The following is a 22,244-nucleotide window of genomic DNA, read 5'->3' on the forward strand; positions in this document are numbered from 1 at the left end:
GGTTTTCTTAACATGGCTAAAGACATTAAATTCAGTGAAGACGCTCGTCGCTCCATGCTTCGTGGTGTGGATGCATTGGCTAATGCAGTAAAAGTAACACTCGGTCCTAAAGGCCGTAACGTGGTTCTGGAGAAAAAATTCGGAAGCCCGCTCATCACTAACGATGGTGTAACAATAGCTAAAGAAATCGAACTGGAAGATGCATTCGAGAACATGGGTGCACAACTGGTTAAAGAAGTAGCAACGAAAACCAACGATGTTGCCGGTGACGGTACTACAACAGCAACTGTATTGGCGCAAGCGCTGATCACAGAAGGTCTGAAAAACGTAACTGCAGGCGCTAGCCCAATCGGTATCCGCAAAGGGATCGACAAAGCGGTTAAAGCTGCGGTTGCTGAATTGCAATCCATCTCCAAACCAATTGATTCCAAACAATCCATCGCACAAGTTGCAGCAATCTCTGCAGCTGACGAAGAAGTAGGCGAACTGATCGCTGAAGCTATGGAAAAAGTAGGTAAAGATGGCGTAATCACAGTAGAAGAATCCAAAGGATTCGCTACAGAGCTTGAAGTGGTTGAAGGTATGCAATTCGACCGTGGATACATCTCTCCTTACATGATCACAGATACGGACAAAATGGAAGCTGTTTTGGACAATCCGTACATCTTGATCACAGACAAAAAAATCTCCAGCACGCAAGATATCTTGCCATTGCTTGAGAAAATCGTTCAACAAGGCAAACCGCTGGTATTAATCGCTGAAGATATCGAAGGCGAAGCACTGGCTATGCTGGTTGTGAACAAATTGCGTGGTACATTCAATGCTGTAGCTGTTAAAGCTCCAGGATTTGGTGACCGTCGTAAAGCAATGCTGCAAGACATCGCTGCCCTCACTGGTGGCCAATTGATTACGGAAGAACTGGGTCTGGACCTGAAATCCGCTGTTGTGGAACAACTGGGTACAGCTCGCCAAATCCGTGTAACAAAAGAAAACACAATCATCGTTGACGGTGCTGGTAACAAATCCGATATCGATGCACGTGTTAGCCAAATCCGTACACAATTGGAAGAAACAACTTCCGAGTTCGACAAAGAGAAACTGCAAGAGCGTCTGGCTAAATTGTCCGGCGGTGTAGCAGTAATCAAAGTTGGTGCGGCTACTGAAACAGAATTGAAAGAACGCAAACTTCGCATCGAAGATGCCCTGAACGCAACTCGCGCTGCGGTTGAAGAAGGTATCGTATCCGGTGGTGGTACAGCGCTCATGAACGTATATAGCGCGGTTGCAGCTGTAGCTCTGTCCGGTGACGAGCAAACAGGCGTAAACATCGTCCTGCGTGCTCTGGAAGCACCAATCCGCACAATCGCAGCTAACGCTGGCGAAGAAGGTTCCGTAATCGTGGAACGTCTGAAAAAAGAACAAACAGGTATCGGCTTCAACGCTGCAACTGGCGAGTGGGTTAACATGATCGAAGCTGGTATCGTTGACCCTGCGAAAGTAACTCGTTATGCATTGCAAAACGCTGCTTCCGTAGCGGCAATGTTCCTGACTACTGAAGCAGTTATCGCTGACAAACCAGAACCAGCAGGTGCTGGTGGCGGAATGCCTGATATGGGCGGTATGGGTGGAATGGGCGGCATGATGTAATAAAAGGTGTAAAAACCTTTTAATGCCGATAGATGAAAGGCTCCCGAGAGGGAGCCTTTTTTCATTAATTAGATAGGTTGCTTTGAATTTATGTTTTAACTGAGGAGGAAATCGTTTGAGAAAGAGTACAAAGTGGACATTATGGATTTTGGGCTTGATGCTCGGTGCAATTTTCATCAATTTTTACATGAATCTATATAGTTTCGCTTATGCTTTGATTACCGTGCTTTTACTTGTATTTATGGGGTGGGGATTCTTAGCCAAGCTAAAGAACGACGTTCGACAGCATGAAGATCATCATAGAAGAGAGCATCAATCTGCGATCGATGATATCGATCGATACACGAGGTAGTAATTACCGAACATACCATACATAGCTTTGATGTTAACAGGCAGGTTAACAATTTTTGTTCGTCAATAGTTGAAAGGCTCCCACATGGGAGCCTTTCTTTATTCAGATGCAGGAGTGGATACGAAGGAAAGGCTAACGAAGTTTGCAGAAGGGGGAAGGGGTGTCGAGTCTTTCCTCAATGCAACGACTTGTTTGCTTGAGGGACTCAATAAACTGCTGTTATTCCAAAAGTGGAAATATCCTCTTGAGTGCTGAAGCGATATTCAAATCCATTTCGAACAGTCGCTCCATCAAATTCACTCTGACTTACATCACGATCCAATAAGCCAATATCCTGAATCACGTTTTGTGCATCATTATACGTATACTCGTTATTGGTTGTAAGAATAAGTGTAGCGATAGCAGTCAACAGGGTTCCGCCCGTTGGTTCACTGGCATCACCATTCCCGTATAACATGACTTCCTGAACTTTTTGATCTGAATTTAATTTACCAACCAATCTTAATTTATCATTAAATACATACTCGAAAGCGCCAGTGTCCTGCTCTGAAGAGTCTTTCATATTCAAGCGGGTAATACTCAAGCCATTCAGTCGATATTTGCCAACGGCGCCATTAAACTTGTTTTTGAATTCTTCCGTCGTCATATGGAAGCTAGAGGCATTCTTTTGGGCTAGAGGTGCGTGATCTTCCTCTGTTGTGGCAGTGCCAGATTCGTGTTTCTCCGTCTGATCTGTCCCAGATGATTGCGGAGGATTTGAAGGTAAAGTCAACATACCATACATTCCTATAGAAGCAATTGCAAAACATGCCGCCGTTAGCATAACATGCCTTATCGGAATCCGGTTATGTTTTCTTATGGATAAGACCATCAAAACAAGAAATACGAAGAAGGCTATAAAGCTAAGGATGAATAGTGTTGTAAACAGATATTGCAAATTCTCACCTCGTAATGCATCGTTATTTCGTGCTCTCATTATAATGTTCATTTGAGAAACTATAAACCTGTAATCGTCACCTCAAAAAAGCACTGTCGGCATGTTAGCCAGCAGTGCTATTTTTTCTTATCATTGCTTGGACTTAATCCAGCAATGAAAGTGTGACTCGAATCGAGTTATCTACAAATGAACGATTGGGGCGGGACTTCATGAAAACGGTCAGTCCAATTAACGATACAATGAGTGCTTGCGCGACAGCCTTGGCGTCCATGGAAGGGTTAAGTTCACCTGATCGCATTCCCCGCTCGATATTTTCCTGAAAGATGACCGACAGGTACATCTGATGTTCCCGGGTGAGAATTTCAAATTTCTCATCATGGGGTGCAAGCTCAACCATCGTATTGATGCAAAAGCATCCACGACTGAGTCGCTCTGCGTTGTATTCTTCATCCACGATATCTGCAAAAAAAGTACGAAAAGCCTCTTTTACCGATGCAATACCCGCCAGTCTGGTTCGCATCTCTGCGGCACGGGCCATCGTGTATTTCCGTAGCGACGTTTCGAACAGTTCTCTTTTATCTCCAAAAGTGGAGTATATACTGGGCCTTTGGATGCCCATCCTCGAAGTCAGATCGCTTAATGAAGTGGCCTCATATCCTTTTTCCCAAAAAAGCTGCATCGCTGCATCCAGTACTTTCTCTTCGTCAAATTCGCGAGTTCTCGCCATAATGAATACTCCTTGTTACTTATATTTTCTAAAGTATAGATAATTTGTATTGGATCATGTAGATCGTGTATTACTAATTTTATTTCTTACTCATCAGTATGATATATACTATATAACTCTCAATAATTTGTCAAACGAACGTCTTTTTGATGATTTGATTAAGAAATAGAATCCTTATTTAAAGAAAATAAATAGATTGACAGTCAGAGAAATACTGAGATATATTAACTACCTAAATAACATACCGATCGGTAATTTATTTTGCGAGTGACAGTCCAATATTGAGTAAGGAGAAATGAGTTATGGAAATAGGAATTACATCGTTTGTGGAGACAACCCCCGATCTTCGGACAGGTGAGGTCATAAGTCACGCACAGCGATTGCGTGAAGTGGTGGAAGAAATCGTACTTGCCGATCAGGTGGGGCTGGATGTATTTGGTGTAGGAGAACATCATCGTAAAGATTATGCTGCTTCTTCCCCTGCGATGGTGCTGTCCGCAGCTGCATCCCTGACCAAGCGTATTCGGCTGACTAGTGCAGTAACAGTACTTTCGTCCGCTGACCCGGTACGTGTGTTTCAGGATTTTGCCACACTGGATGGCATTTCGAATGGACGTGCGGAGATTATGGCAGGGCGGGGTTCCTTTACCGAATCATTCCCTTTGTTTGGATATGAGCTAGGTGAGTATGATGAGCTGTTCGATGAACATCTGGAACTGCTGCTTAACCTGCAGAAGTCCGAAATAGTCAACTGGCGAGGTGGGCACAGACCTGCAATACATAATCTGGGCGTATATCCACGGCCTGTACAGAGCCCTTTGCCCATATGGATTGGCAGCGGGGGCAATCAGGAATCGGTGGTGCGTGCAGGATTGCTGGGGCTTCCGTTGACGTTGGCTATTATTGGCGGGAGCCCGGAACGTAATTTTGGCCCCCTTGTACAGTTGTACAAGCAGGCAGCGGCACATGCCGGACATGACGCTTCGAAGCTTACTGTGGGATCGCATTCGCTGGGATTTGTGGCTGAAGATACAGAGCTGGCGGCTGATCTGTTCTTTCCTTCTACCCAGGCGGGTATGAACAAAATCGGCAAGGAACGCGGATGGGGACATTACAGCCGTGCCAGCTTTGATGCTGCACGCAGTCATGACGGTGCTCTGTATGTGGGTGATCCGGAGACGGTTGCCCGGAAGATTGTTCATCTACGCAAGAATGTGGGCATTACACGTTTCATGATGTACGTTCCCATCGCAACGATGCCACATGATCAGGTGATGAGAGCGATCGAATTGCTCGGAACAGAGGTAGCACCACGGGTACGGGAAGAATTGGCCGAGTGGGAAGCTGCGAATGGACAAAAAGCATAGAGAACATACACTGAAGGAGGGATTGTATATGAGTTTTGTAGATAGGGTGGTACCTGAATTAAGAGATACATTAGCCCAGTTTCCGGGCTTTAATTTGAAGGGGGGATTGCAGGTTAGCCGGGCGATGCTCATGAACCCACCAATTGAGAAGTCGGACGACGTACGCACCACAAAGCGAATTATTGCTGGGGCAGCAGGAGACATGCTAGTCAAAATATATGAACCGTCTGAGCGCACTGGAGATAAGCTGCCAGCGATGTTGTGGATTCATGGAGGAGGTTATGTGCTGGGACATCCGGATATGGATGATGCGTTATGTGAACGCTTTGTACAAGCGGCACATTGCGTAGTTGTATCGGTTGATTACCGCCTGGCCCCTGAGCATCCTTATCCTGCTGGCCTTCATGACTGCTATGCAGGTCTGGTATGGATGACGGACGAAACAGAGTCACTCGGCATTGATCTCACCAGGGTAGCAATTGCCGGAGCAAGTGGAGGTGGAGGACTGACTGCATCGCTTGCTCAAATGGTCCGCGATAAAGGTGGGCCGAGCCTGATCTTTCAAATGCCTTTGTACCCGATGCTGGACGATCGCAATATTTCGGCTTCGAGCCATGAAATTACGGATCAAAATGCTACATGGAATCGGACTAATAACCTGGAGGCATGGAGTATGTACCTTGGAGGAGGGATGGAGGGATTGGGAGAAAAGGAAGAACACAACATACCTTCCTACGCTGTCCCGGCTAGAACTGAAAATCTGGCAGGGTTACCTCCGATATATACATGTGTTGGCCAGCTGGATCTATTTCGAGACGAGACAATTGAATATGTGACACGCATTGCGACAGCTGGAGTGGATGTCGAAATGCACCTTTATCCTGGTGCTTATCACTGCTTCGAAGTGTTTGTGCCTGATGCGGAAGTTAGCCAGCGGGCTAGTCAAGATTATATTCGTGCCATGGCTAGAGCGCTTAATCCTTCATGGGAGCAATGAATGTCTCCGGCGTTGTCCATAAAAATTGATTTTCTTTTCATCTTCATTTCAGATTTCATTAAGGTAGCAGGGGTAAGATAAGTCTTGTAAACCCCTTCTCGTGTTAAATAGATGTGTGACTAGCCCCGTCGGATCGCCCGACGGGGCACTTTTTTTTCTTCATTTCATCGGTTGATGGTATGATAGATGAATACATAAATGCTAGTAACGGAGGGATAGTTCGTGGACCCCAGCTTGCATCCGCTGTTCAGACCCATTCAGATGAATGGGACAGATAAAAACACCTATTATATCGAGCGAATACCTTCTGTTTCCCTTATGGCTCATGTAGCCTGTTTTTGGGAATCGGGTTCTATTCCGCACACGGGAGAGCAAGATCGGGAAACTATCTCAGTTCCCGCTCGGGTATTGCCAGATGGCTGCACGGACATGTTGATTACATACGACTCGGTCCGTTCGGTTCATTCCTATGCGTATTGTGGCAATTATTCGCATCCGTTCGCTCTGCCCGAGCCATCCGATGTAAGTCCTTCCGCAGATTACACATTTGGCGTACGTTTTTTTCCGGGTGGGGCGTACGTCTTTCACGGTTTGCCATTGGAAGGATTTACGGACATGCGAATTCCGCTTGAGGAATGTTGGCCAGTCAGGTTGAATGAGCTTCAGGAGCGGATAGCTGGAACAAGAACCTTTGAAGAACGGGTGCAGGTTATGAATGCCTATCTGATTCCATTATCCGTGCAAACCAGTACATATGAGAATAATCTGATGAAAAACGCGCTGCATCGCATTTTTATCGATGGGGGACGCATGAGCGTCAGCGAGCTGGCGATGCGAGAGGTTGTTAGTGAACGCCAGCTGCATCGGAAGTTTGCAGAATGGATCGGAATCAGTCCGAAGCGATTCAGTGAGGTGGTTCGTTTTCACCGTGTCCTGGGCAGTATTCATCAGGGGCATGCGGCGGATGGGATAGCGCTGGCCCTGAATCATGGTTTTTTTGACCAAGCCCATTTGATTCATCAATTCCGTAAGTTTTATGGAGAAACCCCTCTGACAGCTGCCAAAGAACATCAACGAAGGTTGTCCGATTTGTACAATAACTCCGTTGTTCCTTCCGTTATACTGAAATCGTGAGAATAATAGTAAAGGAGATATCCTATATGAATGGAACATTGCAAATTCGAGATCATCTGCTCAATGAATTGGAGACGGGAGTACGTACGGGGGCGAGCCTGATCCGCTTGATCCGTCCAGAGGATTGGGCATACCGCCCGCAGGACAATATGCGTTCACTGGTGGAACTGGTCCATCATTTTATTCAGATCACGGCATCGGATCTTGCCATTATGCAGGAGAAGAGCGAAGCTGAGGTTGGTGTGGTAGAGAATAGCCTGTCAGGGATCGAGGATATTGAAAAACTGGAGGCAACACTTTGGGGCAATTTGGAAGCCTACAAAGCTTATATTGTATCACTGAGCGAAGAAGATCTGTTGAACCGCTCAACCAAAGCTTTCTATATGGAGCATGGTCATTTGCAGGCTCAATGGCAGATTGAAACGCTAACGCATGTATTCCATCACCGTTCACAGTTGTATAATTACCTCAAACAGCAGGGGCATGAGTTGAACTTTTTCATGCTGTATGCTTAATAATCTTAGAATCTGAGTTTCATGTAAGTGGCTCCGCCGGATGATCTGGCGGGGCTTTTTGATTACTTTAGTCTAGCATCTCTATCAAAATGGACGTTATCACACGGTCATTTTACCGTTACATTAATAGATTCCAAGCATAGAATACCGTATCAAAGCAAAAGGAGGTGATTTCCATGGCCATCCTTTTACCACAACAATTTTATGCCTTAGCGGCTAGTGTGGGTAAATCGTATTATGAAAACCTTGCTGGAGGCACGAATGCCAGCATCACAGTGAACAATTTTGGTCCTTTCCCGGTAGACCTGGTTGTGACTCGTGTTAACGCTCCAGTGATCACGTATTTGATCCCTGCTGGCAACAGCCTTACGTTGTCTGTTGATTTGCTGCTCGTAGCTGCTTTGTTGACTACTCCCGCAGGTGCTTCAACAGGCACAATTCAAATCGCAACATCTGATTTCTAATGAATGTAGCATGCTTTGTGAACCTCTGTCGGACATGTTGTCGGCAGAGGTTTTTCTTTTTTTATGGATGCATCATATCGATTCCATCAAGAAGAAGCCTCAGAAATTGTATGTGCGACCCCAGTGATATAATAGGTTTAGATCATATTTTTGTTTACATAGGTTGCTATTCGAGTAATTTATATATAGGAACAACACGTAGACTGATGTTGTGAAACAGGGGGTTATTGGACGATGAAAAGACCAACGTTTCTTGAAACCGAGCGGCTTGTTTTTTCGACATGGAATGAAGAAGATCGTGCTCTGGCTTCCGCTCTATGGGGAGATCATGAGGTATCAAAGTGGATTAGCAGCAAAGGATTTCTGAGCGAGGATGAAGTGGAAGCGAGATTGACTCAGGAAATAAAAAGGCAAGAAGAGGTGGGAGTGCAATACTGGCCACTTTTTGAGAAAGATTCGGAAGTGTTTGTTGGTTGCTGTGGCTTGCGCCCATATTCTCCGGAAGAAGAGATATATGAATTGGGATTTCATCTTACCCGGGATCATTGGGGCAAGGGCTACGCCATGGAGGCGGCACGAGCGGTGATTGACTATGCATTTGGAGAACTGAAGGCTAAAGCGTTGTTTGCTGGGCATCATCCGGATAGTGAAGTGTCACGTCACATGCTGTCCAAGCTGGGCTTTGAGTATGTACGGGATGAGCGTTATGAACCGACAGGGCTGATGCACCCGTCTTATTTGCTGAAAAAGGAATAAAAATGATCCATATTTAGGGCAGCACAACGTTTTAAATAAAGCATAAATAGATGGATAGCAGCAGTGACTGTAATTTTTTGGTAAATGGGTTTTCATCGTTTTTTTATTTCATTTTCAGCTTCTATTAAGGTAGCAGAGGTAAGATAATTCTTGTAAACCCCTTCTCGTGTTAGATAGATGTGTGACTGACCTCGCCGGACGCCGGTGAGGTATTTTTTTGTTTATTTTTATAAATGTACACAAAACAAATATAAACAAAAATAAATAAAGTGTTTTTATCTGTGTATTATTGACTTATAAAGATAAACAAAGGTATAATGAATGTGAAAAAAGGAACTTACTATGTACGTGACGGGCATTCTATATTTTATCATGAGGAGAGAATGATGATGAACGTGACCCTTACCAATGAAACAACGCAGGCTGCGGGTTTCCATATCCCATTTGTTCGTGAAATGGCGGAGATTACTCAACATATGTGGAAAAACGGGTGGGATGAACGCAATGGTGGCAATGTCAGCTATTTGCTGGAGGAAGAGGAAGTCGCCCAATATATCGATATCAACCACGTGATCCGCAAGATCAAACCTGCATTTTCGATGCATGAGCTGGCAGGCAAGTATTTTATTGTGACTGCTTCGGGCAAATATTTCAAAAATGTACTAGCTGATCCTGAGAGCAATCTGGGGTTTCTGCGAGTATCGAATGATGGACAGGAGCTGGAAGTGCTATGGGGGCTAAAGTCGGGAGCGAACCCAACGAGTGAATTGCCTACGCATTTCATGAGTCATATCGAACGTCTGAAAGTCGACCCGAAACACCGGGTTGTGATGCACAACCATGCGACCAATGTGCTGGCGATGACATTTATCCATGAGTTGGATGAAATGAAATTTACAAAGACGCTGTGGCAGATGTGTACGGAATGCGTTGTCGTATTTCCTGACGGCGTTGGTATTATTCCGTGGATGGTGCCTGGATCGAATAAAATTGGACGGGAAACGGCTGAGAAAATGAAAGAATACCACGCGGTCATTTGGCCGCAGCACGGGATTTTTGGAACGGGTACAACGATTGATGAAGCTTTTGGCCTCATTGAGACTATTGAGAAAGCGGCCCAGGTGTATATGCTGGTTGCAGGTCATGAGATCAGACAGAGAATTACGGATCAGCAGCTAGCTACATTGGCCCAGGCTTTCGGTGTCACTCCTCGTCCTGGTATATTGGGCATGGAAGTTTGAAGGATCGAGATCGTATAAAAGAAAGAGTTCCAACACAGCCTAATATGAATGGTCTTTGGTTTATTAAACCGAAGGCCATTTTCTTTTTTTCGGCGAACAAACGCCGTTTTGGTTCAAAAAAGTTCAAAAAGTGGATAAAGCGCGGCTTTGTTATCGATTATTGAATCGTAGAATGCATTATCACACGCTGGCGAAATTCGGGTGAAATGACGTATTGTCAATGGCTCGGCGATTTTGCATAATAACAATGCTTCACAGATGAAAGACGGAAGGAAGTTATGATCATGCTTGGCAAAATGAAGAGAATCTTAATAGGCAAGCCTATGAAATCGGCTGAATTGGATGCAGAAAAATTGGGGAAATGGAAGGCACTCGCCATCCTGTCCTCCGATGCACTATCGTCCGTTGCCTACGGTACGGAGCAGATCTTACTGGTGCTCGTTGCGGCCGGATTCGCCGCCTTGTGGTACTCTGTTCCAATCTCTATCGCCGTGTTGGGATTACTCGTCATTTTAATTTTTTCCTACCGCCAGACGATTTTTGCTTATCCAACAGGAGGCGGCGCGTATATCGTGGCCAAGGATAATCTCGGTACGGCTCCGAGCTTGATTGCCGGAGGGTCTTTGCTGGTCGATTATATTCTGACTGTTGCGGTAAGTTCGTCCGCAGGGACCGATGCGATTACATCTGCCTTTCCAATGCTTCATGATTACAGCATAGTCATTGCACTGATCATGATTGTATTTCTGACCATTATGAATTTGCGGGGGGTGACGGAATCTGCTTCCGTACTAGCGATCCCCATATATTTGTTTATCTTTTCGATTGCGATCCTGATTATCTCCGGGGGTATCAAATTTCTCGCTGGTGGCATGGAAGCTGCCGCCCCTGAATTCGGAACGAGTATGTCTCATGTGAGTCTGTTTTTGCTGCTGAAGGCATTCAGCTCGGGTTGTTCGGCTTTGACCGGGGTTGAGGCGGTGAGTAACGCCATCCCGAACTTCAAGCAGCCTGCCGAGAAAAATGCAGCAGGAACCTTGATGCTTATGGGATGTATTCTGGGAGCCATGTTTATCGGGATCACGTTACTTGCTTATGGTTACGGGGTGAAGCCTGATCCCAAAGCCACAGTCATTTCTCAGATTGCCGAAGCCACGTTTGGCAGGGGCACGATGTATTTTATTATTCAGGGTGTGACGGCACTGATTCTGTTCCTGGCAGCGAATACGGCCTATTCTGCTTTCCCGCTGCTGTCCTTCATGATGGCGAAGGATAAATATATGCCGCATATGTTTATGGTTAGAGGAGACCGCCTAGGCTTCTCGAACGGTATTATTTTTCTCAGTGTGATGTCTGCCTTGCTGGTTGTCGGATTCAAAGGTAATACGGAAAGCCTGATTCCGCTCTACGCAGTGGGCGTGTTCATTCCATTCACCCTGTCACAGCTGGGCATGATGATTCGCTGGATCAAAGTCAAACCAACCGGCTGGGGTGTGAAGCTGCTCGTCAATACGATTGGGATGCTGACCACTCTGTCGATTACATTGATTTTTATATTCACCAAGTTCACGCAAACATGGGTTATCTTTATTTTCCTGCCACTCGTCGTCTATGTGTTCATGCGCATTCACCGTCATTACTGCAACATCGCGGATGAATTGCGGATAGATATCAAGCTGGAGAAACCGGTGAGAAAGGGCAATACCATTGTCATTCCGGTGGCTGGCATTACGAGGGTGGTGATGAATACAATCTCTTACGCTCAGACGATGTCAGATCACGTGGTTGCCTTGTATATCGGGTTCGATGATGAAGCCATCCGCAAGATGGAGCAGAAGTGGGAAGAGTGGAACCCTGGCGTTCGCCTGGTTGTCATTAAATCGAGATACCGTAGTATTATGGGACCGCTCAAAAAGTTCATTGATACCGTAGAATGGAAAACGGCCGAGACGGACCATATCACGATTCTAATTCCGCAATTCATTACCAAGCATTGGTGGCAAAATGTACTGCACAATCAGACCAGCTTCATGATCCGTGCTTATCTGATTAATTATAAGGACGTAATTGTCACGACTGTGCCGTATCATCTCAATCGTTAGAAGGCTTCGTATACAATTGCCAATGGCATGAAAACAGTATGTCATATGCTTAATTGCCATCCATGTTCCTGGAGATTCTCAACTAGACATTTTTTCGTTAACATTAAATATCCAGTTTTCTGTTAAATTTATTGAGTTGATATCTAATCTTTGTTCATCTTCCCTTAACACATTAAGCCGCACGAACATTCCCGAATCAAGGGAGTTCTTGCGGTTTTTTGCTGTTCACTGGCCCTGGGTTGAAGTCTATTTAACGTCCCTTATTTCGTAAAGTCGCTTGTCCGCGATTATCGCTGCGTTGATTCAGAACGGATGCTGCTGTGACAGTTGGCTTTTACACTAGTTAATGTGGGTGATGAAGTTCACACACCGAATGCGTAGATCAAGGGGGAAGAAAATCCGATGAGTGAGCTTGACAACCGGATCGGCTTGCCTGCTGCCAGACGGCGCGTATCCAATACGAGTCAGCGCCGGACAGCTTCGCTGCGTGTGCAACGAATGCGGGAAAATATGCTGGCCTATGGTTTCCTGGCACCATCGCTGCTTTTATTTGCAGTGTTTCTGTTTTATCCGATGTTTAAGTCGGTGTACCTGAGTCTGCATTCCACTGACCCTACCGGACAGATTGCAGCTTATGTGGGACTGGACAATTTCAAGGCGGTATTCCAGTCCGGACTGTTCCTGCAAGGCATGAAAGTGACGTTGCTATTTGTCCTGTTTACCGTGCCAACAGGCATGCTGGCAGCTCTGATTCTCGCGGCATTAACACACAACCGTTTCAAGGGAATGCGTATATTCCAGTTTGTATTCTCTCTGCCCGTGGTATTGTCTGTCGGTTCATCGGCTGTCATCTGGAAGTTCCTGTTCCATCCGACCTTGGGCATGCTGAATTATTTATTAGGAAAAGTTGGAATTGATCCAATTCCCTGGCTGACCAGCCCGGATTGGGCCTTAATATCGATCTCCATTATGACAATTTGGATGAATCTCGGATTCAATTACATTATTCTATCCAGCGGATTACAGGGCATCCCGGATGAAATTTATGAGAGCGCGAAGATTGATGGCGCAGGTCCTTTGCTTACTTTTCGCAAAATCTCGATGCCACTGTTGTCGCCAACCCTGTTTTTCGTCACAGTTGTATCGATCATTGGTGCGTTCCAATCGTTTGGTCAAATCAACATTCTAACCCGTGGTGGCCCGATGGACAGTACCAATGTATTCGTATATTCCATCTATCAGGAAGCCTTTGTTAATTTCCGCTTCGGGACGGGCAGTGCGCAGGCGCTTATCCTGTTCGCGGTCATTATGCTGCTGACCCTGATTCAGTTCAAATGGGTGGAAAGGAAAGTGCATTACCAATGAGGACACCATGGACCAAAACATTGCTGTATGTGTTGCTTACAATCTGTGCGGCACTCGTACTGTATCCGGTGCTGTACACCTTTTTCATGGCGGTGATGACGCCGGAGGATGCCAGTGCGTATCCGCCTCATATCATCCCGCAATCCATAGACCTGTCCAATTTCACGGAAGTATTCGATATCGTTCCGATTGGTTCGTTTATCGGCAATACGTTCCTGGTGGCAGGGCTGACGATGCTTGGTCAGCTTGTCACAGCGAGTATGGCGGCCTATGCATTCGCGAAAATGGAGTTTAAAGGCAAAAACGTCATCTTCAGCATGTTTGTGGCGACGATGATGATTCCTTGGGAAGTCACCATGATCCCGAACTATCTGACGGTGCGTAGTTGGGGCTGGCTCGATACGTATCAGGGGCTGACCATTCCGTTCCTGGCAACAGCGTTCGGTACATTCCTGCTGAGACAATTCTTCATGCAGCTACCCAAGGAACTGTTTGAAGCGGCGAAGATTGATGGCTGTGGGCACATCCGGTATTTTGTATCCCATGTCCTGCCATTGTCCCGTCCGGCACTTGGGACACTGGCAATCTATTCGTTCCTGAGCATGTACAACTCCTATCTGTGGCCGCTGCTCGTTACAAATACGCCAGAGATGAGAACGGTACAGATCGGGATCTCGATGCTGGAGTTCCAGGAATCCACAGCATGGAATCTGGTGTTTGCCGGCACGGCGCTTGTTATTTTGCCGTCGCTGCTGCTTCTGGTCTTCGGCTTGAAACAGCTTGTCCGCGGTATGGCCGCAGGCGCGCTGAAGGGTTAGTGGGAGTAAGGTTTGTTTTAAAGATTTAAAAGGTTGGCGGTTTGGATACCCAGGAGCGAATAAACAAGGCTCACTCTTGAAATAAGTCTTTCAGAAACTGCAAAAGTAGTGAAGGAGAAGAATCAATTCTGAAGAAGCGAAGCGTGCGCCTTTATCCCCGGATTTTCCCCTATGAAACGGGAATGTGAAAAAATCCGGGGATAACAGCGATCAAAAGAACGATTCGAATCCGTAACGGCCACCTTGCAGAAATTAAAGCACTTATTGTGACGAGAGCCCAAAAAAAAGGAGAGCGATTATGATCGGGTTTCGTTTGAAAAAAAGAGGAACATTTGCATTGATGTTGGCTGCACTTATGCTGGTATTGTCCGCTTGTGGCGGAAAAACCGAAACAACAAGCACAACGGGCGGAGCGCAGGCAGATGCTGCAGCTGCTGAACCGGTACAACTGACATGGTGGCATTCGATGTCGGGTGCAGGGGAGAAAGCCATTAATCAACTCGCTTCCGATTTCAACGCAAGTCACCCGGACATTCAGGTGAAGGCAATCTATCAGGGGAAATATGATGAGAGCCTGAACAAACTCAAAGCTTCCATGGGATCGGACAGTGGTCCGGACATTATCCAGGTGTACGAGATTGGCAGTAAGTTCATGATCGATTCGGGCATGATTACGCCGGTACAACAATTCATTGATAAAGACAAGTTCGACCTGTCTCAACTGGAACCCAATATCATCCGTTATTACACCATCGATGGCAAATTGAACGCGATGCCATTCAACACATCGAACCCGATTCTGTATTACAACAAAGATATGTTCAAAGCAGCAGGTCTGGATCCGGAGAACCCGCCTAAGACATATGAAGAGTTTGAACAAGCAGCCAAAGCACTGGCGAAAGACGGTAAACCAGGTGCATCCATGGCCATCTATGGCTGGTTTATGGAACAGTTCTTCGCGAACCAGAATGCAGATTATGTAAACAATGGTAACGGAAGAAACGGTGCAGCGACTGAATCCATGCTGAACTCCGAAGCTGGTGTGAAGACTTTGACATGGTGGAAAAAGATGATGGACGAGAAAATCGTCTCCAATCTGGGACGTAGCACTGACGATACGACCGCTGCGTTTACCGCACAGCAAATCGGTATGACGCTGGATTCTACCGCTGGATTGCGGAAAATTGTAGAGGGTGCTGGCGGCAAGTTTGAGCTGGGAACAGGCTTCCTGCCACGTCCAGCAGATGCCAAAGATGGCGGCGTAGTTGTTGGCGGCGCAAGCTTGTATATCATGAACAACAAATCCGAAGCTCAACAGCAAGCTGCTTGGGAATTCATCAAGTACCTGGCTACACCTAAGGTACAAGCCAACTGGAGTGTTGCGACAGGATACTTCCCTATTACGACAGCAGCCTACGATGAGCAAGTATTAAAGGATAATATGGCGAAGTACCCGCAATTCCAGACAGCAGTCGACCAATTGCACGCTTCCGCTAATTCGACAGCAACATCCGGGGCCGTAATGGGTGTCTTTCCCGAAGCCCGTCAAATTGTCGAAGGAGCGATCGAGACAGTTCTGAATGGACAAGGTACACCGCAAGACGTATTGGATGCAGCAGCGAAGCAAATTACAGACAAGATCGGGCAATATAATAGCACGGTGAAGAAGTAACTTATTTCTTGAAATAGGACAAACTTTAGGCTGGATATAGCAAAGTTGAAATGTATGGCTTAACTTAGGATGTCATAACGAGTGAGACGTATGCGATGGTCGACCCTGACTGTCGCATCGTTTTGCTGTGAAAAGATCTTGAACAAAATCGCTTTAAGGCGAATTGGCTATGGGGATATCCATCAAAATATGTCGAATACAGAGATACGCACCTTTGTGATGTTAGTTTAAGTTACTCGAAATAGGCTGTAATACACAGAAATCCACTGTAAAAGCAATGAAACTGACATATAAAAGTTGTGTAGTAGTTCTTTTTTACTTATTTCTATTTTTATTATCAATTTTGTGATGTATATGTTCTATTTTATATCATTTCAAAAGAATATTGTTTACACCAAATAGAAGTTCAGTTATCTTATATTTGAACTAATGTACAAGCTATCTGAACAAATGATTGCAAATTCAAAACATGGGGGTAGGAAAAAGATGCATAGTAAGCAAGTGAAGAGTTGGCTCAGATTATTCTTAGCCATGGTCGTGCTGATTACAGGTGCCATACCAGCCGGTTTGTTCAGCAACAAAGTAGCCGCGGCTGACGATCCGTTAACGGTTGCTGAGGCGCTCACTCTCAGTTCAGATGACTCAAGCGTTACGATTGAAGGTTACGTTGTAGGGACCTATAGTAATGGTCCAAATGTAAATTTGAATCCGCCCTTCACTTTAGACACAAATTTCGCAATAGCAGATAGTCCTGAAGAGACAAACATTAGCAAAATGATGCCTGTTCAGGTGCCTACATCTGCTCCTCGCAGCACTTTCGGACTAAAGAGCAATTCTTCCTTATACAAATCCAAAGTTCGTATTAATAAGGCTACTTTATCTAAATATTTCAGTTCTAAAGGTATACTCTCTGTTACATCAACAACCTTCCAACTGCTTGATGAGACTCCTGTAACTAAAGTGGCAAACGTCACAGCTAATCCTACTTCAGGCGCAGTTCCAACAGGGGCCAAGGTGGCCTTGGAAACAACCACAGTTGGTGCAACTGTATACTACAAGCAGAATGCGGACGTTGATTATCTTCCCTACACCGTGCCCATCACGGTAAATGATGCAACTCACATTGAAACCTACGCAGCCAAAGAGGGGATCGACAATAGTGATGTTACCAGTTTTGACTACACTATCGTCAACAACACCCCCATTTCAATCTCCGAAGCACGAAATAAATCTGAGAATACACCGGTTACTGTACAAGGGATTGTAACCTACCGAGAAGAATCCGGAGGATTGGCGAATCTGTACATTCAGGATGAACATGCAGGAATCGTCATTCGTGGAACAGACGCCACCGTGGAGCCGGGTGACCGTATTGAAGCATATGGTCCGCTGACGATCTATAACGGTTTGCTTCAGGTAGAGAAGGACAAGACCGGATTTCCAGGCGGTTATATTGAGGTCTTGGATAAAACACAAGAAATCCCTGAACCGGTTACTCTGACATCCAAAGACTTCACACCTGCTGAGGGCGGAGGAAAGGGTGCAGGTGGCATTTATGAAGGGATGCTTGTCGAAGTCAACGCTGTTACAGTGACAAGAAGCAGCAGTTCCACCTTTTATGCGACAGATGCCGATGGTGGAGAGATCACGATCTATGCCAAAAATAGCCCTACTGCACTGGCAACAGGCAAAACATACGAAAAAGTGACAGGGGTTATGACCTATCATACAAGTTATGGTCTTGAACTGATTCCACGTAAAGCATCGGATGTTGTCGAAAATCTGCTCTCTGTTACAGCCAGTGTTCCATCAGGCGGTATTGTCAAAGGATCAACAGTGACATTATCCTCGCCAACGGCAGAAGCAGAAATCTATTACACGGTTGATGGGACTGAGCCAATCCAAACATCCACAAAGTACAGTGCTCCGATTACAGTAGACGAGGACATGGTTGTAAAAGCGATTGCTGTATCAGATGGAAATACAAGTGATGTGTATAGCTTTACTTACAAAGTTCTTCATGAACTGGACAATCTTAGAATCCATGATATTCAAGGAGCTTCCCATAATTCTTTGTATGATGGTTTGGCTGTTCAGAATGTCGAAGGTATTGTGACTTATGTTGTAAATGCAAGTTCCTTCTATATACAGGAGATTCCTGGAATGGAAGATGACGATGTAAAAACATCCGAAGGTATACTCATCTATAAGTCTTCTCATGGAATGACAGTAGGCAACAAGGTGAAGGTGTCGGGTCAAGTCAAAGAATATGCAACAGCGACGACTGAGCTGTCTACGACAGAGATCGTTGCAACGGCAATTACGGTTGAAGACAATAACCAAGAACTTCCTGAGCCTGTGATTCTGGGAACTAACGGTCAAATTATCCCTACTGTAATTGATTCAGATCAGTTCGGGGAGTTTAACCCGGAGATGGATGCGATCGACTTTTATGAGAGTTTGGAAGGCATGAGAGTACAACTTGATAATGCAACGATTATCGGTCCGTACTCCAGTGAACCGGGTCTGGCAGTTGTCGTTGACAATGGTTTGAATAATCCGGTACGTACACCAGCAGGAGGTGTTATTCTGACTGCGGATGGTACAGAACCATACGAGAGTACGCTTAATCCGCAACGATTGTTCATTAACAAAAAGCCCTCTCAGGCGGTCAAAACAGGTGATAAACTTACCGAGACCGTCAAAGGAGTTATGAGTTATTCCAACGGCAATTTCAAGGTGAATCCGGAGGGGAATCTTCCAGTCATCACTTCCGGTGGGCTTGAGCAAGCAACAACGACGATTCAGCAGGCCGATGGTAAGTTGACGATTGCAACTTTTAATGTGGAAAATTTCAGCAAGAAGGATGCAGCGAGAGCTGTCAAAATCGGTGGAATTGTAGTCAATAATCTAAAGAATCCGGATATTATTGGCATAATGGAAGTACAAGATAATGATGGAGCTACAGATAGTGGAACAACTGCTGCAGATGCAAGTTTCCAAACCCTGATTGATGCTATTGCATCTAAAGGTGGTCCTACCTATAAATACACGGATATTGCTCCAGAAAACAATAAGGATGGTGGAGCTCCGGGCGGGAACATTCGTGTAGGATTCTTATACAATGAGTCACGTGTAACCCTGAAACAAGGAAATAAAGGGGATGCAGTAACGGGTATCCAAGTGGAAACGGACGGGAGCTTGTCCCTGAATCCTGGACGGATTGATCCAACAAACGATGCTTTTGCAAGCTCGCGTAAGCCGCTCGCTGCTGAATTCGAGTTCAACGAAGAGCGCGTTGTTGTGATTGCAAATCATCTGAATTCCAAAGGTGGCGATCTGAAGCCTTACGGAAGTATACAGCCTGCGATAAGAAGTAGTGAGATTCAACGTGCACGACAGGCGACTGCTGTGAACAGTTTTGTTAAGGAACTGCTAAGTAAAGACCCTGAGGTAAATGTTGCTGTGCTTGGCGACTTCAATGACTTCCAGTTCTCCAAAACATTGAATATTATCGAAGGTAATGAACTGGACAATCTGGTAAACAAACTGCCAGAGAACAAGCGTTATTCATACATCTATGACGGAAACTCTCAGACACTGGATCACATTCTGGTGAGCAAAAATCTGTCCGATACAGCTGCTATCGAAGCGGTTCATGTGAATGCTGATTTCGAAGATTCACATGGGCGTGTCAGTGACCATGATCCGTTGCTTGCACAGCTAAGCATTGGAAGCACCTCAGAAGAGGGCGACTTCAACCTGCGTGTATTGCACACCAATGATACGCACGCGCATTTGGATAACATCCCGCGCCGCGTAACAGCTATTAAGGAAACACGCAATGATAACACCCTGGTGCTGGATGCAGGGGACGTATTCTCTGGTACATTGTACTTTAACCTCTTTAACGGTCTGGCGGATCTGGAGTTCATGAACATGATCGGATACGATGTGATGACCTTCGGAAACCACGAGTTTGATAAAGGCCCAAGTGTACTCAAGGCGTTTATTGAACAAGCGGAATTCCCATTTGTTAGTGCCAATATTGACTATACCAAGGATGCGAATTTGGGTGGCCTGTACAACGGTAACATCGGAAATCCAGGCGAGAATTCCCAAATCTATCCGGCCATTATTACTGAAGTGAACGGCGAGAAAGTCGGAATCTTTGGTTTGACGACACCGGACACCGTATCCCTGTCCTCGCCGGGAGATGATCTCAAGTTTGAGGATTACAAAGCAAGTGCTCAGGCGACAGTGAACATGCTGCAAGATGAAGGCATTAACAAAATCATTGCGCTGACGCATCTGGGTTACTCAGAGGACCTGAAGCTGGCAGAGGCGGTGGAAGGCATCGACATCGTAGTGGGTGGTCATTCACATACTATTCTCAACAAACCGGTGGTTGTAGATACACACACCGATCCGACGCTGGTCGTACAGACGGGAGAATATGACGTTTCCCTGGGTCAACTGGATGTAACGTTCAACGAAGCAGGCGTACTGAAAACATGGAACGGCAAATTGCTGAATCTGGATGCGAAGGATGCCACCGGTAATTATGTTTACGCAGATGATAAGGAAGCAGCCAAGAAATTAGAAGGCTATGCGGAACCTCTGGCTGAGTTCAAAAAAGAAGTTATTGGTAAAACGAATGTATTGCTCGATGGAGAGCGCGGAAGTGTGCGCAAGCAGGAAACCAACCTGGGGAACCTGATGACAGACGGCATGCTGGAGAAAGTGAAATCCATTGTGAAGGAGAACGACGTTAAAGGATATGTCGCTATCCAAAACGGTGGAGGCATTCGGGCGTCATTCCAAAAAGGAAATATCACGTTGGGTGATTTGTTAACCGTAATGCCCTTCGGCAACAACCTGTCTGCTCTGAAAATGACAGGCAAGGAAATTACGGCTGCGCTGGAAAATGGCGTGAGCGGTGTGGAAACAGGAGAAGGACGCTTCCCACAAGTTTCAGGCATGCGTTTCTACTACGATTCCACGAAGCCGGGCGAGAAAATTGATGCCATAACGAATACGGTGACCCAAGTCGGTCAACGCGTGCTCAAAGTACAGATTAAGAATGCCAATGGGACGTACACGGACATCGATCCAAACGGATACTACATCGTAGCGACGAACTCGTTTATGGCTAACGGTGGAGACTTTTACCGCGCCATGAGAGCGGCGAAAGATGATAACCGTTACTATGAACTGAATCTGGTGGATTATGAAATCTTCCACGAACATCTGGACCGTGTAGGTACGGTAAATCAGACAACGGAAGGACGCAGTACTGATCTGAAGGGAGCTCCACTTCCGGGTGACGGGAATGGAAGCAATCCTGGTAATGGCGGTGGAGACAACGGAAGTAATCCGGGCAGTGGTAATAGTGGTGGAGGTACAACGACACCAACCACACCTGTAACCCCAACGGATCCAACAACTCCAACAACTCCGACCATGCCTACAACACCTTCCGTTCCGGGTAATGGGAATGGTGGCGGTACTACACCAACCAATCCGGGTGTGATTTTGAAAGATATCGGCAATCACTGGGCAGCAGCAGCCATTGAGCAGGGCATTTCCCGGGGAATTGTGAATGGATATCAGGACGGTAATTTCCGTCCAAATGCACCTGCAACACGCGCCGAGTTCATTGTGATGCTGGCAAGAGCATTTGAACTTCCAGCCAGCAGCAAGGCGTTGACGTTTAAGGATGCTTCCAAAATTCCAGCATGGGCACAATCCTTTATTGCTCAAGCTGTAGAACAAGGGATCATTAGTGGCTATACGGATGAAACGTTCCGTGCATCCGGCAAAGTATCCCGTGTAGAGATGACGGCTATGCTCGTAAGAGCACTCGGACTTCCAGTTAAATCGAATGCCACACTAACCTTTGCAGATGCAAATAAAGTACCTGCATGGGCCGTACCTTATATTGCAGCTGCATATGATGCAGGACTGGTGAAAGGCGCAGGCAAGAACATGTTTAACCCGCTCGCTGAAGCAACTCGTGCTGAAGTTGTAACCTTATTGATGTCAGCGAGTGAGTTTCAGGCGAAGTAATAAGACTAGTCAATCTTCCTATGAAAAAGGGAGCAAATACTCTAATGAAAATAGCTTGCAGACCTTTATCTGCAAGCTGTT

General features: G+C 45.9%; 16 protein-coding genes. 14 read left to right on the forward strand and 2 right to left on the reverse strand.

Going from position 1 to position 22,244, the window contains the following annotated elements:
* Positions 1-12: 12 nt before the first annotated feature.
* Positions 13-1,647, forward strand: coding sequence for a chaperonin GroEL (gene groL, locus AC3ITG_RS06535; protein ID WP_036611259.1), 1,635 nt, complete (start codon positions 13-15; stop codon positions 1,645-1,647).
* A 115-nt stretch (positions 1,648-1,762) separates the two neighbouring features.
* A complete protein-coding gene (locus tag AC3ITG_RS06540; protein ID WP_090894311.1) occupies positions 1,763-1,999 on the forward strand; it encodes a hypothetical protein in 237 nt (78 codons plus the stop codon).
* 205 nt (positions 2,000-2,204) lie between these two features.
* Here the strand turns inward: AC3ITG_RS06540 and AC3ITG_RS06545 are convergent, their stop codons facing one another.
* A complete protein-coding gene (locus AC3ITG_RS06545) occupies positions 2,205-2,936 on the reverse strand; it encodes a hypothetical protein (protein WP_489253204.1) in 732 nt (243 codons plus the stop codon).
* Positions 2,937-3,078: 142 nt separating this feature from the next.
* Positions 3,079-3,663, reverse strand: coding sequence for a TetR/AcrR family transcriptional regulator (locus tag AC3ITG_RS06550; protein ID WP_489253205.1), 585 nt, complete (start codon positions 3,661-3,663; stop codon positions 3,079-3,081).
* 302 nt (positions 3,664-3,965) lie between these two features.
* On the opposite strand from AC3ITG_RS06550, the gene AC3ITG_RS06555 reads away from it, so the two are divergent.
* The 12 genes from AC3ITG_RS06555 (at position 3,966) to AC3ITG_RS06610 (ending at position 22,163) form a co-directional block, all read left to right on the forward strand.
* Positions 3,966-5,030: an LLM class flavin-dependent oxidoreductase gene (locus AC3ITG_RS06555; RefSeq protein ID WP_413376120.1), complete on the forward strand. Its 1,065-nt coding sequence runs from the start codon at positions 3,966-3,968 to the stop codon at positions 5,028-5,030.
* A gap of 28 nt (positions 5,031-5,058) precedes the next feature.
* Entirely contained in the window at positions 5,059-6,027 is a 969-nt protein-coding gene (locus AC3ITG_RS06560; protein ID WP_489253206.1) for an alpha/beta hydrolase, read from the forward strand.
* A 222-nt stretch (positions 6,028-6,249) separates the two neighbouring features.
* Positions 6,250-7,161, forward strand: coding sequence for a helix-turn-helix domain-containing protein (locus AC3ITG_RS06565; RefSeq protein ID WP_413376124.1), 912 nt, complete (start codon positions 6,250-6,252; stop codon positions 7,159-7,161).
* Positions 7,162-7,187: 26 nt separating this feature from the next.
* The gene (locus AC3ITG_RS06570; protein ID WP_076291538.1) at positions 7,188-7,676 is read left to right on the forward strand and encodes a DinB family protein; all 489 of its coding nucleotides are present in this window, start codon (positions 7,188-7,190) and stop codon (positions 7,674-7,676) included.
* Between the two features lie 176 nt (positions 7,677-7,852).
* Positions 7,853-8,140 (forward strand): hypothetical protein, encoded by a 288-nt coding sequence (locus AC3ITG_RS06575; RefSeq protein ID WP_079350853.1) that lies wholly within the window; start codon positions 7,853-7,855, stop codon positions 8,138-8,140.
* A gap of 234 nt (positions 8,141-8,374) precedes the next feature.
* A complete protein-coding gene (locus tag AC3ITG_RS06580) occupies positions 8,375-8,896 on the forward strand; it encodes a GNAT family N-acetyltransferase (protein WP_489253207.1) in 522 nt (173 codons plus the stop codon).
* A 389-nt stretch (positions 8,897-9,285) separates the two neighbouring features.
* Positions 9,286-10,137, forward strand: a complete 852-nt coding sequence (gene rhaD / locus AC3ITG_RS06585; protein ID WP_489254428.1) for a rhamnulose-1-phosphate aldolase — start codon at positions 9,286-9,288, stop codon at positions 10,135-10,137.
* A 284-nt stretch (positions 10,138-10,421) separates the two neighbouring features.
* Positions 10,422-12,239, forward strand: a complete 1,818-nt coding sequence (locus AC3ITG_RS06590) for an APC family permease (RefSeq protein WP_376031950.1) — start codon at positions 10,422-10,424, stop codon at positions 12,237-12,239.
* A gap of 402 nt (positions 12,240-12,641) precedes the next feature.
* A complete protein-coding gene (locus AC3ITG_RS06595) occupies positions 12,642-13,604 on the forward strand; it encodes a carbohydrate ABC transporter permease (RefSeq protein ID WP_489253208.1) in 963 nt (320 codons plus the stop codon).
* Positions 13,601-14,422, forward strand: a complete 822-nt coding sequence (locus AC3ITG_RS06600; RefSeq protein ID WP_064640050.1) for a carbohydrate ABC transporter permease — start codon at positions 13,601-13,603, stop codon at positions 14,420-14,422. Before AC3ITG_RS06595 ends, AC3ITG_RS06600 begins: the two co-directional genes overlap by 4 nt.
* A gap of 298 nt (positions 14,423-14,720) precedes the next feature.
* Positions 14,721-16,094, forward strand: coding sequence for an ABC transporter substrate-binding protein (locus AC3ITG_RS06605; RefSeq protein WP_489253209.1), 1,374 nt, complete (start codon positions 14,721-14,723; stop codon positions 16,092-16,094).
* Between the two features lie 486 nt (positions 16,095-16,580).
* Positions 16,581-22,163, forward strand: a complete 5,583-nt coding sequence (locus AC3ITG_RS06610; protein ID WP_489253210.1) for a 5'-nucleotidase C-terminal domain-containing protein — start codon at positions 16,581-16,583, stop codon at positions 22,161-22,163.
* Positions 22,164-22,244 lie beyond the last annotated feature (81 nt).

The sequence above is a fragment of the Paenibacillus sp. GL_099_B genome (genome assembly GCF_057835695.1).

Bases quoted from the DNA above. Each gene is read 5' to 3' on its own strand.
- groL (WP_036611259.1), top strand. From the start codon at position 13: ATGGCTAAAGACATTAAATTCAGTGAAGACGCTCGTCGCTCCATGCTT.
- AC3ITG_RS06550 (WP_489253205.1), bottom strand. From the start codon at position 3,663: ATGGCGAGAACTCGCGAATTTGACGAAGAGAAAGTACTGGATGCAGCG.
- AC3ITG_RS06555 (WP_413376120.1), top strand. From the start codon at position 3,966: ATGGAAATAGGAATTACATCGTTTGTGGAGACAACCCCCGATCTTCGG.
- AC3ITG_RS06560 (WP_489253206.1), top strand. From the start codon at position 5,059: ATGAGTTTTGTAGATAGGGTGGTACCTGAATTAAGAGATACATTAGCC.
- AC3ITG_RS06570 (WP_076291538.1), top strand. From the start codon at position 7,188: ATGAATGGAACATTGCAAATTCGAGATCATCTGCTCAATGAATTGGAG.
- AC3ITG_RS06575 (WP_079350853.1), top strand. From the start codon at position 7,853: ATGGCCATCCTTTTACCACAACAATTTTATGCCTTAGCGGCTAGTGTG.
- AC3ITG_RS06580 (WP_489253207.1), top strand. From the start codon at position 8,375: ATGAAAAGACCAACGTTTCTTGAAACCGAGCGGCTTGTTTTTTCGACA.
- rhaD (WP_489254428.1), top strand. From the start codon at position 9,286: ATGAACGTGACCCTTACCAATGAAACAACGCAGGCTGCGGGTTTCCAT.
- AC3ITG_RS06590 (WP_376031950.1), top strand. From the start codon at position 10,422: ATGCTTGGCAAAATGAAGAGAATCTTAATAGGCAAGCCTATGAAATCG.
- AC3ITG_RS06595 (WP_489253208.1), top strand. From the start codon at position 12,642: ATGAGTGAGCTTGACAACCGGATCGGCTTGCCTGCTGCCAGACGGCGC.
- AC3ITG_RS06600 (WP_064640050.1), top strand. From the start codon at position 13,601: ATGAGGACACCATGGACCAAAACATTGCTGTATGTGTTGCTTACAATC.
- AC3ITG_RS06605 (WP_489253209.1), top strand. From the start codon at position 14,721: ATGATCGGGTTTCGTTTGAAAAAAAGAGGAACATTTGCATTGATGTTG.
- AC3ITG_RS06610 (WP_489253210.1), top strand. From the start codon at position 16,581: ATGCATAGTAAGCAAGTGAAGAGTTGGCTCAGATTATTCTTAGCCATG.